This window comes from Emergencia timonensis, from assembly GCF_900086585.1.
Taxonomy (GTDB): Bacteria; Bacillota; Clostridia; order Peptostreptococcales; family Anaerovoracaceae; genus Senimuribacter; species Senimuribacter timonensis.
In genome coordinates, this window is the sequence record NZ_FLKM01000009.1 from 1,932,460 (window position 1) to 1,945,619 (window position 13,160).

The following is a 13,160-nucleotide window of genomic DNA, read 5'->3' on the forward strand; positions in this document are numbered from 1 at the left end:
GCTATTTTTTTATCTTCTTAAGATATCTCATCCATATGCATACGAATACGACACCCAGAATCAACATTCCAATCAAAAACCCGAAATACTGTCTATATCCAGTCACGCCAGGATTTTGGTCGATGAGAATTCCCGCCAATACGGAACAGAAAATTTCTGGCAGATAACCGACAGTTGAAATAACACCTGCCGCTGTTCCAGAATACTTTTCAGGAATTGCTCCTTCATCCATCATCGCCCACGTCATAGCGTAGTTCACGTTATAGAATACATAAATTACGATAAAGAGGATCGTGAAAGCCGTAATACTTCCGGCATGGGTTGGAAGCAGCAAAATGCCAAGGGTGCCTGCCGCCATGATGATAAAGGAAATCAACAGCATTCTGCCAGTACCGATTTTGTCCGTTACATATCCGCCGCCAACACTGCCAAAGAGGGAAAACCATCTCTTTAAGGCTGCCAATGTAGCCGCAAAAGTAACGGTAGCCCCTAGTATTCCAGTTGCATATGGTGTAAAATAGTAGAGGGATAGGGTGAAGACATAATTGCAGAATGTAACAATGCCAATGATCCAGACTGCAGGTAATTTTAGCACTTCCCCTATTCCTTTAAATGAAATCCTTTCACTGGCTTCGATTTTATCGTCTTTTACGGTCAAGAAAGCCAGAACCCCCATCAAAACAGTCAGCACTGAATAGAATATGATGACAAATTTCATTCCCTGTGCTTGATTATCCATTTGACCAGCGCCAATTCTAAAGGCCGCTACGGCTGCCATAGCCATCAGCGCTGCGCCGATTCCTCTGCCCCCTTCAAAGAAACCAAAGGCTTTGCCTTGGTCGCCAGAACCAGACAGGATGCGAACCGCTTTGACGCATGCAGGCCAGAATGCGAACAGAGAACTGATGCCCCAAAACGCATATAAAGCGACAAGGGCGGCGAAGTTCAGCGGCAGCAGATGGATAAAACCACCGATTCCCGTACCAATCAGAGAAACGGATAGAATAATTCTCGTAGAAAAACGATCTGCTACGATACCGCCGAATAAATAGGAAATCATACCGAACACCCCTAGGACGCTTCCGAAGATCCCCATCTGTATGTTGGTAAGATGGTAAGTTTCTAAATAAACATCGTAATAATCGAAACGAAAATATGGCAAACCATAGATAATCGCCCCACCGAAGGCTACGATCAGAATTGCCAGAAAGTTCTTGGACATCGTTTCTCCCAGTCCAATCTTGCTAAGTATTTTACTCATTTGCTTTCTCCTTTAGATTTAATTTATATACTTCGGAATATTTCTTCCGCAAGTAGTCGATATAATATTGGGGATTAAGAGGCTCCTTTGTAGCGGCCTCCATGAGCTGATCAAAAGAATAGACTGCTCCGTACTGAAAGATGTGTTCGGCAAGCCAGTGGTTAATCTGGTCAAAATGGCCGCCAGCCAAGAGCACGTCGAAACTGCCGTATTCTCTCTCTATACTTGCTGTAAGCTGAGTCGCCGCGATATTGGAGACGAAATAGAGAGGAAAATAACCGATATAACCTGCCGCCCAGTGGATATCCTGCAATACGCCTTCCCTATCGTTTGTAGGTTTAATGCCCAGGTATTTCTCATATTTTTCATTCCAAAGCGCTGGCAAATCGCAGACTTTAATTCGTCCGTTTATCAAATCCTTTTCCAGTTCATAGCGAATGATGATATGGAGCGTATAGGTCAGTTCGTCCGCATCCAAGCGAATCAAAGATGGCTGCAGTCGATTTACATCTTCGTAAATATCCTGAAGGCTTGCCATTTCCAGTTCCGGAATGAGTCTCTTTAATTTTGGGTGAAAGTAAGACCAAAAGCCTTTGTTACGGCCAATAACGTTCTCATACAGCCTGCCAACAGCCTCTTCTAAAGCAAAGGAGGAAGCTTCTGCTAAAAAGGTTCCCAGCAGTTCCTTGCTGATGGACTGCTGATAAATACCTCTTCCGCCCTCATGAAGCACATTAAAAATACCCGCTTTTATATCCTCCTCATGGTAGGAGTTGACAATTCTCACATCTGCAGGGGAATTTGCTAAAATCGTCGGATGCGCTCCAATATCCACCCTGCCTGCACTAAATCGAAATCCTAATTCTGACAACATGGATTTCCATAAGGCCTGCTGCCTGCTGCCCTCAATCGGCGGCAGCTTAACTGGTTTCCTTCGAAAGTCGCTTTTCTGTATTTCCCTATTAAATCCGATAAGAAAGTTTTTCATTTCCGCTGTGAGTGCGTCGACTTTTCTTACAGTCAGATTCTCTTCGTGATAACCCAGCAGTGCGTCATAAGGATCTTCTTCGTACCCCCAGTACTCAGCAAAACGGATGAAGGTTTCCACAATTGATTCCAAATAAGGTTGAAAGATTTTAAAATCGGAAGCGTCCTTAGCCTCCTCCCAAACTTGCTCGGCAACGGCAATCAATTCAATGTAAGCCTGGTATTCTTCTTCTGGAATCTTGCTCACATAGACGGAATTTCTCTTAATTCTTTTGACCATGGATTCTGTTACAACATCATTTTCTTTATGTCCGTCAAAAAATTTGAGGAGATCGTTAAATTGATTACTGGCTAGGAGCTGATACTGTTCGCTGGCCATAAAAGACATGACTTTACTCCTGTATTCAATGCCATCCTTGGGCATATAAGTAATCTTATCCCAGTAGACCAGAGAGTTCATGGTGTACTTGATGTATTCAATTTTACTGATTAGTTCCTTAAATTCTCTTAAATTTGCTTCGTAATTCACGTGCCTGTCTCCCGCCTAATCGCTATTTTAAATTATACTGCGTAAAGAAAGGATGCAGTGTGTTGCCGCTGAAATCCTTTTTTACCAATAGTTCTTCTATTGATAAAGCTTCCTGCTCTGTCTTTTTGCGCTGTTTAACAATTGTCTCATTCTCAATCTGTTCCAAAAGTGCCAACAGAATTTTCGCCTCTCGTTTCGATTTTTGAAGATTGAACTTATGGCTTCTCACTGTAGCTGCGCTGATTCCCATTTCTTCACAAATCTGTTTATTATCCTTTTCCAGATACATTCCCGTAAGCACATCTTTCTGAATTTCGGATAGACCGTTGACCTGCTTGTCCAAGTCCAACAGTCCGTGAAAAACACCGCCATGTCTATCAAAAATATGCTCTTTCACTGCTCTTTCTGCAGTTACCGTTCTGCCCCGGGAGCGATACACAATTCCCTCCTCGTATACTTCGCCACAGAAAATACATGTACATGACTCTTCTTGTGGTGATTGGATATATCCAAGGGTTAATTCTTCTACTGTCAGCTCTTTAAATTCCATAGCATCTCCATTTTTCAAACAAAATCGCATATTGTTTATTAGTATCTAAACTTTAACACATTTCATTTGAATTATCAATATATAATATGCAGATTTCCAGTATTTTAGAGCAAAGCCGCGCATCTGGCTGCTGTTCTTTCAATCACTTTTCACGATAAAATAAAAAGCAAAAAATTTACCTTTCACAGGAAATTTTTTGCTTTCGGTTTAGATGCAGAACGAAAAGTCACTCCCCGGTGCATCCGTCCATTCTTTCTTTGAATTCTTGTACTCTTTTTTCTATGTCCTCTGCACCAAAGACTGCAGAGCCAGCTACGAAGATATCACATCCGGCGTCAGCCACTTCTCTGACATTATCCAGCGTAATACCGCCGTCTATTTCAATGACGAAATCATATCCCTTTTGCTTTCTCAGTTGATCTAATTGCCTGATTTTTTCCAAAGCAGATGGAATAAATTTTTGACCGCCAAAGCCGGGGTTTACTGACATCACTAAAATTAAGTCAGTCTCTGCTAATACCCACTCCAAAACAGACACCGGAGTTGCAGGATTAATCGCTACGCCGCACTTAACTCCTTTTGATTTTATATTTTGCAGTGTACGGTGCAGATGTACACATGCTTCTTGATGCACAACGATATAGGCCGTCTTCTCTGTGATAAAATCATCCAGATAATCATCTGGCCTTTCAATCATCAGATGGACATCATAAGGACTGATATGACACTTGTTCAGAGACTTCATCACAGCAGCGCCGAAACTGATGTTGGGTACAAAGTGACCGTCCATAACATCCACATGGACATAATCGGCGCCTGCCCTGCTGATCAGTTCAACCTGTTCACCCAATCGGGAGAAGTCGGCTGACAGTATCGATGGTGCTAATTTCTTCATAATCTATTCTCCATTCGCTGCTAATACCTTTTTCTTTTCTTGACTTCTTCTAAATTTGCAAGGTAAGATTCATATCTCGCTCTGTGGATGCGTCCTCCAGCCACTGCCTCCAGGACTTTGCATCCCGGTTCTTTCAAATGTCTGCAGTCATCGAACTTGCATTGACCTTTGTAAGCAGCAATCTCAGGGTAATAATCGGCTAGCTCTTCCGCTTCTGCTTCCAAAATATCAAAAGATGTAAAACCCGGTGTATCGAACACCATACCGCCGCCCAGGGCTTCAAATATTTCTACATGTCTGGTCGTGTGCCTTCCTCTGTCCGTCTTCTGGCTCACGGTACCTGTCTCCATGTTGGCTCCTGGAATAATCAGATTGGTAATCGTCGACTTGCCGACACCAGAAGGTCCTGCAAAAGCTACTTTTTTGCCTTCGATATAACGTAAGAGCTGATCTATACCCTTTCCAGTTTTTCCACTCGCACAGATGACGGGATAAACATCTCTATAAATATCTTGTATTTTTTTCAATTCTGCCTCAGAGACCAGGTCGCATTTGTTAATGCAGAGAATCGGTTCTATATCGCTTTGCTCCGCCATAATTAGAAACTTATCGATGACCGTAAAATTAGGTTTCGGTTTTGCAGCCGCAAAGACTACGATAAAATTGTCTACGTTTGCAATTGGCGGTCTGACAAAGTGATTTTTTCGGTTCTCAATGGAATTGATAACTGCATCGCCATCCGGCAGGACTTCGATGTCCACGTTATCACCTACGGCGAGAGTGATGCCCTCTTTTTTAAAAATTCCCCGCCCTCTTGCCTGAAGAAGACCAATCGCGGTTTTTACATAGTAAAAACCGCCGATTCCTTTGATAATCAATCCTTTCATACTTTGTTACCGTTAACCCTCATCTCCGTTGGTGTTTGCATCGTCACCGCCGTCGTCAGGTTCATCCGGTTCATCTGGCTCATCTGGTGGCACCACCACTGGCGCTCCCTTGCTGACAGTGATAGTAATAGTACTTCCCTTTTCTACTTTTGTTTCAGCACCTGGGTCCTGGTTAATGACGATACCTTTGGAATAAGTCGTACTTTCTGCATATTCAACATTGACTTTAAATCCGCTATTTTTCAGCTTTTTAGTCGCTTCTTCTACAGTAAGACCTGTCACATATGGAACTGTTTTTTCTTCTTTGTACTGTGAGCCATTACTGATAACGACAGTCACTTCCGTGCCGGCATCGACTTCATCGTTAGCGCCTGGACTCATTGCAATAATTGTCCCCTTCTCCTTATTACTATCGTCTTCCCGCACATCACCAAACTTGAGCCCGGCAGCTTCTAGGGCGGCTTTGACAGTAGATTCATCATACATGTTTCCAATTAAGTTCGGCACAATAGTTTTTTCTTTCCCCGAACTAATCCTAACGGTAATGGTGTCGCCTTTTTCAACTTTTTCGCCTTTCTCTGGCGTCTGATTCGCAATCTTACCTTCTTCTACCTCGTCACTAGGAACGTCCTCGCCCCTCTCTATCTTCAGCCCCATTTCTTTCAGTTCTGCTTCTGCCTCCTCATAAGTTTTATCAATTAGGTTTGGCGCTTTGAGACCACCGCCGATGATGCCCAAGGCGTATAAAACGCCGAAAACTGCCGCAATGACCACTGCTGCGCCGACAACAGAAGCGATAATCATCTTTTTCTTATTCTTATTTCCCTGCTTTACCTTGCTCGGCTTCGCTTTTACCTTCTTTGCAGGCTTTTCTTTGGATTTTGGCAGTACGTCTTCAACTTCTTTGCGCCGATTCATCTCCTGAAATTCTTCAACGTCTGAAGCTGCAAAAACAGAATTTCCTACCATTTTTGTCACAAACTCTATATTGTCCAGGTCTTCCAAAAACTCGTCTGCCGACTTGTAGCGGTTGGACTGATATTTGTCCGTAGCTTTCATAACCAGCTTTTCAAGGGCAGGCGGAATGCCGGGAACTAATTCAGACGGCGGCGTAATCTCATCGTTAATGTGCATCAACGCTACTTGTACTGGATTATCTCCGTCAAAAGGTACCTGACCTGTCAGCATCTCGTATAGAACGATGCCCAAGGAGTAAATATCAGAGCGCTCGTCCACGTAGGCGCCTCTGGCCTGCTCTGGCGAGAAGTAGTGGACAGAACCGATAACCTTGCTGGTTTCCGTAACCAGCGTCGAATCACTGACAGCCTTAGCAATACCAAAATCGGCCAACTTGGCCATGCCATCTTTGGTAATCATGATATTATGTGGTTTTACATCTCTGTGAATAATATGGTTGCGATGGGCTACACTCAGAGCGGAAGCGACTTGTTTAATCAGCTCTATAGAGGTTTTGTAATCCATAGGAGCCCGTTCCTGGATGATATCACTGAGCGGACGACCGTCAATTAACTCCATGACGATGAAATGTATATTTCCTTCTTTGCCGACATCGTAAACACTGACGATATTCGGATGCTGCAGTCCCGCTGCTGCTTGAGACTCACGTTTAAAATTCTCTACAAACTGTGCGTCTTTTGTAAACTCAGGACGCAGAATTTTGATAGCTACATATCGATTGAGCAGTCTGCATCTAGCCTTATAGACTACCGCCATACCGCCTTCGCCGATTTTTTCAATTAACTCATATCTACCTGCAAGTAATTTACTCATTTGACATCTTCCTCCGTAACTTTCAAGACTACCATAGTAATGTTGTCACTGCCTCCGTTTATATTTGCCATCTCTACCAGTTCATTACAAATGTCGGTCATGGATTTTTCTTGTTTGAGTGCTGCGACCAGTTGATCTTCTCCCACTTCTCCATAGAGACCATCAGTACAAATCAGTACGATGTCATCCAGTTGGATGGGCAGGGAGAAGAAGTCCGCATCGACCGTATAGTCTGCGCCTACTGCCCTCGTTATCATATTTTTATTTTCATGATTTACTGCTTCGTCTTCAGAAATAAGGCCTGCTTTCAGCAGTGTATTTACATAAGTATGGTCTTCTGTTATCTGCAACAGAACGCCGTCACGGAATACATATGCTCTGCTGTCGCCTACATTTACTATGTAAATGGTGTCATTTTGGACATATGCACATACCACTGTCGTCGCCATGCCCTTGTTCGACTCAAAGCGCTGAGATAATTCCAGAACTTTAAAGTTAGCATTTTTCATGCAGTCTTCAAAGTACTCCTGAACCTTTTCCACCGATTGAATTTCATTCAAAGGATGCGTTTCAACATAATTTGCAATTTCATTTACTGCAGTCCTGCTGGCTATTTCCCCCGAATTATTTCCACCGACTCCATCTGCGACGATGAAGACTTTATCTTTCTTCATAACAAAGCAAGCATCTTCATTATTACTGCGTCTCAGTCCTTTGTCAGTTTTGAAGCCAACCTCCATTTAAATCTCCTTTCAGCTGCCGCGTCTTCTCATCTTGCAGATGAAAAAACCATCAGTTTCGTCTACCCCAGGTAAAAGCTGTCTGCTTCTAACCAGTTCAAATTTCTTATGTTTGCGCAGAAACTTGCTTACAACTTCTGCATTTTCAATCTTGTTTACAGTACATGTACTATAGAGCAAAAAACCCTCTTTCTTTACATATTCACTCGCGTTCTCCAATATGTTCAACTGTTTTTCTGCCAGTTCCCTGCCCTCATCTTCGATCTCTCGATACTTAATTTCTGGTTTTCTCCTGATTACGCCAAGTCCGGAGCAAGGTCCGTCGACGAGAACTCTGTCTGCTGACTGAATCAGTTCTTCGCATAAAACCGTGCCGTCCTGCTCACCCGTCTCAATAATAGAAATTCCCAATCGCTGTGCTTCTTTTTTCAGAAGCTCCAGCTTGTGATCGTATATGTCAAAGGCCAAAACGCGGCCTGTATTTGCCATTATTTCAGAAATAGCCAAGGTCTTGCCGCCTGGCGCAGCACAGACGTCGATAATCGTTTCTCCGCTCTTTGGCGCCAAAATCTCTGCGGCCAAAATTGAGGATTCGTCCTGCACCGAGAAAAGACCATTTTCAAATTCTTCTGTATCCAGAAGCCCGCTGCCTTTTACGAAAAGAGCTCTTTCACTGAGCCGACCGTGTTCCACCTGAAAGCCTTTTTCTCGCAATTTTTCTGCCAGATCTTTTCGGCTTATCTTCAGACGGTTTACTCTGATCGAGACCTGTGGTTTACTATTGGATGCAGCAAGGAGCTGCTCCGCTTTTTCTAAACCGTATTGTTCACTCCAAAGTTTCACAATCCATTCAGCAAAGGAATATTTCAAAGACAGATATTCGATTGGATCTGTATCATAATCCGGCATTTCAAGCTGATCTTTTTTCTTCTTATATCCGCGTAAAACCCCGTTGACAAATCCATCTCTGCCCGGAACCAGCCTTCTAGCCATCTTCACAATCTCGTTCACTGCTGCATAGTCGGGAACAGAGTCCATGAAAATAAGCTGGTAAAGTCCCATACGCAGCAAGGTCAAGGTCTGTTTCTTCAGACCTTTGAGTCCTTTCGGTATCAACTGCTGCAAAATATGGTCAAGATACACTCTGTTTTCAATGACGCCGTAAACAAGCTCCCTGACAAATGCGGGAGAATCCGGCTTCAGTTCGCCAATCTGCTTATTCAGCTCAATGTTTGAATAAGCCTGATTGGTCTCCATTTCTAAAAGTGTGTTATAAGCTGTTTTCCGGTTGACATCCATACTCAATCACTCCTACCTCTTATAGCCAGGATACGCAGTAAGTTTGCTACCGCAACAGCCAATGCCGCTATATAGGTCATTGCTGCCGCCCGCAGAACTTTCTTTGATCCAACTATATCCTCCGGTGCAACTAACGCTAATTGTTCCATCTGCACAATTGCCCTGTGACTCGCATTAAACTCCACTGGCAGTGTAATCAGATGGAATACGATGATGGCGATAAACGCAATCACTCCTATGTTGAACAGCATGTTTCCCCAATAACTCATCTCGAAGCTGCCTGCTGCTAAAAGGACAATGCCGATGAGCAAAAGCGGCCATGTGAGCTTGGATGCGAAATTAACCACGGGCACAATGCCGTTTCTGATTTTTAGAGGAATATAACCCCTTGCGTGCTGTATGGCATGACCTGCCTCGTGACAGGCTACACTGACAGCGCTGACGGAATTAACGCCATATACATCCTCCGAAAGGCTTAAGACTTTTGTTCTAGGATCATAATTATCTGTCAGGCTTCCCCTGATCTGCCTGACTGCCACATCTCGAAGGCCGTTTTCGTCAAGGACTCTCCTTGCAGCCTCAGCCCCTGTCATATTCCGTCCATTTCTAACCTTTCCGTACCTGCTAAAATTACGTTTTACCATTCCCTGCGCAGCCATTGCAAAAATCATCGCTGGAATCAGTATAATGATACTTGTATCATAGTAAAAAAACATTTCAATTACCCCCTATTGGAGTTGCCCCAATTTACAAAACAAATTGCAGAAAACTCCTTATACCTATTTTATCCTAATAATGTATTTTTTTCAATCTTATTGCCCCTTAAATAAGATTTTACGTCTACTCTTTTTTTACCTGGAAGCTGAATCTCCGTGGCGCGCAGCAGGATGCCTCCGCAACAGATGTCAATGCCTGCATCAGATACGCCTACAATTGTGCCGTATTCTGCATCCGACTGTTGCGTTAGGCACTCTGCCCGCCAAATTTTCATCTGCTGATCTCCGTACTGACAATAAGCGCCAGGCCAAGGATCAAAGGCTCTGATTTGTCTTTCAATTTCTGTCGGCGTCTTATGAAAGTCTATTTTCCCATCCTGTTTTGCAATCATCCCTGCATATGTGGATAAGCGATCATCCTGCTTTTCTGGTCTGATTGCTCCCGATTCAATTTTCGGCAGGGTCTCTATTAGAAGGTCCGCTCCTAATTGAGCCAATTCATCGTGAAGCTGTTCGCAGTTTTTTTGCTCCACTGCAGTTTCCACCTTACTGAGCATGTCGCCAGTGTCAAGGCCTTCGCTCATCTGCATGATGGTTACGCCAGTCTTTTCCTCCCCTTGAAGAATTGCATGCTGTATAGGAGAAGCACCCCGCAGCTTCGGCAGCAGTGATGCATGAACATTGATGCAGCCGAACTTAGGGAGTTCCAGCACTTCTCTTTGTATAATCTGGCCATAAGCTACGACTACGATGACATCAGGTGCATAGTCTTTCAAAAGTGCTACCGTCTGCGCGTCTTTTTTAATTTTTTCCGGCTGCAATACCGCTATTTTATGAGCAAGAGCCAGTTCTTTTACTGGTGTAAATTGAACTTTTTTTCCCCTGTTCTTCGCTTTATCCGGCTGGGTAATCACATAACCGACCTCATAGCCAGCTTTGATGATGCCCTCCAGAACGGGAACTGCAAAGTCTGGGGTTCCCATAAATACGATTTTCATTCCTCTGTAATCTCCTCTGGTTCTCTGACATTTGTCGCTTTATCTGTATATAAAATACCATCCAAATGATCGTATTCATGGCACATGACCACTGCGTCCCACCCTTCAAAGTCATAGACTTGTTCATTACCATCTAAATCTAAGGCTTTGATTTTAATGCGCTCTGGTCTTTCCACAGTTCCAATCAGCCCCGGCACACTGAGACACGCTTCATCTCCCACCTGGGAACCTTCCTTCTCCAAAATGACCGGATTGACCATATAATAAACTCTGTCGGGTTCTGGTTCCGCAACGAACATTCTTCTCATGACACCGACCTGCGGTCCTGCGATTCCACATCCCATTTCCGCTCTCATGGTCTCCCTCATATCCTCCAGAGTGGTACGGATTCTATCAGTAACTTCTGTCACTTCTCTACAATGTTTTCTCAGTATTTCATCGCCTTCTAATACAACATTTCTAATTGCCATTCTTTTTTCTCTCCTATTCTAAAACGTACTATATGGATTCACATCTATTATCATGCTGCACCTGCGCTTTTGTCCTGTCAACATTTCACCGAAAGTATCGATATAATAGATATATTTATTTCTAAAACCTTTTGGGCATTTAATCAGGATATAATATCGGAAGCTCTCTTTTCCCTTAAAATTTGTGGAGAGCTTTGGTGCGAAGATGTTTTCTCCCTTGCCTTCTATTTTGCATCTTATCAGATATTCTTTACATTTTTCTGCCGTTTCAATCGCTTCAGTTTCATCCTCACTCGTAAATTCTACTAAAATCAGATCTGAAAAAGGCGGATAGTCCATAAATTCCCTAATTTTTATTTCCATATCAAAGAATTTTTTGTAATCGTGTTCTGCCGCCGTCGTCAGAGCAAAGTTGTCAGGTGTATAAGATTGGACAATGACAAGTCCTTCTTCTCCGCCACGCCCTGCCCGGCCGGCCACCTGGGTTACCAACTGGAAGGTTCGTTCCGTAGATCGGTAGTCCGGTACATTGAGACTGACATCGGCAGAGACGACGCCCACCAGTCCTACATTCTTAAAATCCAGACCTTTTGCTACCAGCTGTGTTCCAATCAGGATGTCTGTCCTTCCCTTTGAAAAATTGCCGATAATTCTGTTAATCTCTCGATTATTCTTAGCAGTGTCCAAATCCAGCCGCTCGATATTTTTGTCAGGAAACAGTTCTCTGGTAAATTCCTCTACCTTTTCCGTACCGGTTCCAAAATATTTGATATAGTGGCTGCCGCAGGTAGGACAACTGTCAGGTACGCGGAACTTTCTGCCGCAGTAATGACAAATTCCTGCATTTTCCCGCTTATGGTAGGTCAGAGAAATGCCGCACTGGGGACACTGCAAGACCTCTCCGCATTCGCGGCAGGAAATAAAAGTGGAATATCCTCTCCGATTTAAAAAGAGGATTATCTGCTTTCCTTTTTTCAATGCTTCCACTGACTTCCGGTATAGTCTATCACTAAAAATAGTGCGGTTTCCAGCTTTCAGTTCCTCACGCATATCTACCAGCTCCACCTTTGGCAGCGGCGTATTGTTATAACGCTGTTTCAATTCTATGAGATGGTAGATGCCTTCTCTAGCTCTCTGATAGGAGACAACCGACGGCGTCGCGCTGCCTAAAATCAAAATACCGTCAAAATACATCAGCCTCTTCAGTGCGATATCTACGGTATCATACTTGGGCGTCATATCCGATTTATAGGTCGCCTCATGCTCCTCGTCTAAAATGATGACGCCGATATTGTCTAAGGGAGCAAAGACGCCAAGCCGGGCGCCGATTACAATCTTCGCCTGACCTTTTCTAATTCGCATCCATTCGTCAAAGCGCTCTCTTTTCGTCAATTTGCTGTGAAGAACTGCGATATTCTCTTTGCCAAAACGTGCGATAAACCGGTCAGTAATCTGCTTCGTCAATGCGATTTCCGGTACTAACATAATTGCAGTCTTACCAGCCGCAATCACTTCAGCGATAGTCTGCATATAGACTTCCGTTTTGCCGCTGCTGGTAACTCCGTGAATTAAAAAGTTTTCCTGTCGTCTCTCTTGGACGGCCTGCCTGATCTGGGCTAAAGCCATCGCCTGTTCGTCCGTTAACTGTTCTATGACCTGTGGTTCCCCTGCCACATCCTTGTATGGCTCTTTTTCTTTGCCTTCTTTAGCCGGCTTGCCATTTGGCGCAAAACATTTGACGGCATCCAGGTACTTGATACCATAACGGCGTTTCATCCAGATGCAGGTATCCATAATCTCGCTGGTCAGTGAAATATTCCCATCGAGAGACTCAATTTCTTTGATAATGGCCGGATCACACTCCGGAACCACGTCATCTTGAAATACATAAGCGGACTTCAACTTATTGCCTCGGTTAAAGGGGACTTTCACAATATCCCCTTTCTTCACATCCAGTGAAGTTCCATAAGTATAGTAGGTGTCGGTATGCCTGCTGTTATTGTCAATTACTACATTTATGTATTTCATATTCCTCCG

General features: G+C 43.7%; 12 protein-coding genes. All 12 read right to left on the reverse strand.

Going from position 1 to position 13,160, the window contains the following annotated elements; all coding sequences use genetic code 11:
- Position 1: 1 nt before the first annotated feature.
- On the reverse strand, positions 2-1,261 hold the full coding sequence (locus tag BN6539_RS19990; RefSeq protein WP_067542402.1) for an MFS transporter: 1,260 nt from the start codon (positions 1,259-1,261) through the stop codon (positions 2-4).
- Positions 1,254-2,777, reverse strand: coding sequence for a carboxypeptidase M32 (locus BN6539_RS19995; protein WP_067542405.1), 1,524 nt, complete (start codon positions 2,775-2,777; stop codon positions 1,254-1,256). The genes BN6539_RS19990 and BN6539_RS19995 overlap by 8 nt, the downstream gene beginning before the upstream one ends.
- Positions 2,778-2,799: 22 nt before the next feature.
- Entirely contained in the window at positions 2,800-3,327 is a 528-nt protein-coding gene (locus BN6539_RS20000; protein WP_067542407.1) for a helix-turn-helix transcriptional regulator, read from the reverse strand.
- 226 nt (positions 3,328-3,553) lie between these two features.
- Positions 3,554-4,222 carry a ribulose-phosphate 3-epimerase gene (gene rpe / locus BN6539_RS20005; protein ID WP_067542410.1) on the reverse strand — a complete coding sequence of 223 codons (669 nt, stop codon included), beginning with the start codon at positions 4,220-4,222 and terminating at the stop codon, positions 3,554-3,556.
- A 20-nt stretch (positions 4,223-4,242) separates the two neighbouring features.
- Positions 4,243-5,109 carry a ribosome small subunit-dependent GTPase A gene (rsgA, locus tag BN6539_RS20010; protein ID WP_067542413.1) on the reverse strand — a complete coding sequence of 289 codons (867 nt, stop codon included), beginning with the start codon at positions 5,107-5,109 and terminating at the stop codon, positions 4,243-4,245.
- Between the two features lie 12 nt (positions 5,110-5,121).
- The gene (pknB, locus tag BN6539_RS20015) at positions 5,122-6,900 is read right to left on the reverse strand and encodes a Stk1 family PASTA domain-containing Ser/Thr kinase (protein WP_067542420.1); all 1,779 of its coding nucleotides are present in this window, start codon (positions 6,898-6,900) and stop codon (positions 5,122-5,124) included.
- Complete coding sequence (locus tag BN6539_RS20020; RefSeq protein ID WP_067542423.1) at positions 6,897-7,640, reverse strand: Stp1/IreP family PP2C-type Ser/Thr phosphatase; 744 nt, start codon at positions 7,638-7,640, stop codon at positions 6,897-6,899. Before BN6539_RS20020 ends, pknB begins: the two co-directional genes overlap by 4 nt.
- Before the next feature lie 12 nt (positions 7,641-7,652).
- Positions 7,653-8,939: a 16S rRNA (cytosine(967)-C(5))-methyltransferase RsmB gene (rsmB, locus tag BN6539_RS20025; RefSeq protein WP_074038146.1), complete on the reverse strand. Its 1,287-nt coding sequence runs from the start codon at positions 8,937-8,939 to the stop codon at positions 7,653-7,655.
- Between the two features lie 2 nt (positions 8,940-8,941).
- Entirely contained in the window at positions 8,942-9,655 is a 714-nt protein-coding gene (locus tag BN6539_RS20030) for a zinc metallopeptidase (RefSeq protein ID WP_067542429.1), read from the reverse strand.
- A gap of 68 nt (positions 9,656-9,723) precedes the next feature.
- The gene (gene fmt, locus BN6539_RS20035; protein ID WP_067542432.1) at positions 9,724-10,653 is read right to left on the reverse strand and encodes a methionyl-tRNA formyltransferase; all 930 of its coding nucleotides are present in this window, start codon (positions 10,651-10,653) and stop codon (positions 9,724-9,726) included.
- Positions 10,650-11,123, reverse strand: coding sequence for a peptide deformylase (gene def / locus BN6539_RS20040; RefSeq protein ID WP_067542434.1), 474 nt, complete (start codon positions 11,121-11,123; stop codon positions 10,650-10,652). The genes fmt and def overlap by 4 nt, the downstream gene beginning before the upstream one ends.
- Before the next feature lie 18 nt (positions 11,124-11,141).
- Complete coding sequence (priA, locus tag BN6539_RS20045; protein WP_067542437.1) at positions 11,142-13,151, reverse strand: replication restart helicase PriA; 2,010 nt, start codon at positions 13,149-13,151, stop codon at positions 11,142-11,144.
- Positions 13,152-13,160 lie beyond the last annotated feature (9 nt).

Coding starts and splice junctions, on each gene's coding strand:
- BN6539_RS19990 (WP_067542402.1), bottom strand. CDS start 1,261: ATGAGTAAAATACTTAGCAAGATTGGACTGGGAGAAACGATGTCCAAG.
- BN6539_RS20000 (WP_067542407.1), bottom strand. CDS start 3,327: ATGGAATTTAAAGAGCTGACAGTAGAAGAATTAACCCTTGGATATATC.
- rpe (WP_067542410.1), bottom strand. CDS start 4,222: ATGAAGAAATTAGCACCATCGATACTGTCAGCCGACTTCTCCCGATTG.
- rsgA (WP_067542413.1), bottom strand. CDS start 5,109: ATGAAAGGATTGATTATCAAAGGAATCGGCGGTTTTTACTATGTAAAA.
- pknB (WP_067542420.1), bottom strand. CDS start 6,900: ATGAGTAAATTACTTGCAGGTAGATATGAGTTAATTGAAAAAATCGGC.
- BN6539_RS20020 (WP_067542423.1), bottom strand. CDS start 7,640: ATGGAGGTTGGCTTCAAAACTGACAAAGGACTGAGACGCAGTAATAAT.
- rsmB (WP_074038146.1), bottom strand. CDS start 8,939: ATGGATGTCAACCGGAAAACAGCTTATAACACACTTTTAGAAATGGAG.
- BN6539_RS20030 (WP_067542429.1), bottom strand. CDS start 9,655: ATGTTTTTTTACTATGATACAAGTATCATTATACTGATTCCAGCGATG.
- fmt (WP_067542432.1), bottom strand. CDS start 10,653: ATGAAAATCGTATTTATGGGAACCCCAGACTTTGCAGTTCCCGTTCTG.
- def (WP_067542434.1), bottom strand. CDS start 11,123: ATGGCAATTAGAAATGTTGTATTAGAAGGCGATGAAATACTGAGAAAA.
- priA (WP_067542437.1), bottom strand. CDS start 13,151: ATGAAATACATAAATGTAGTAATTGACAATAACAGCAGGCATACCGAC.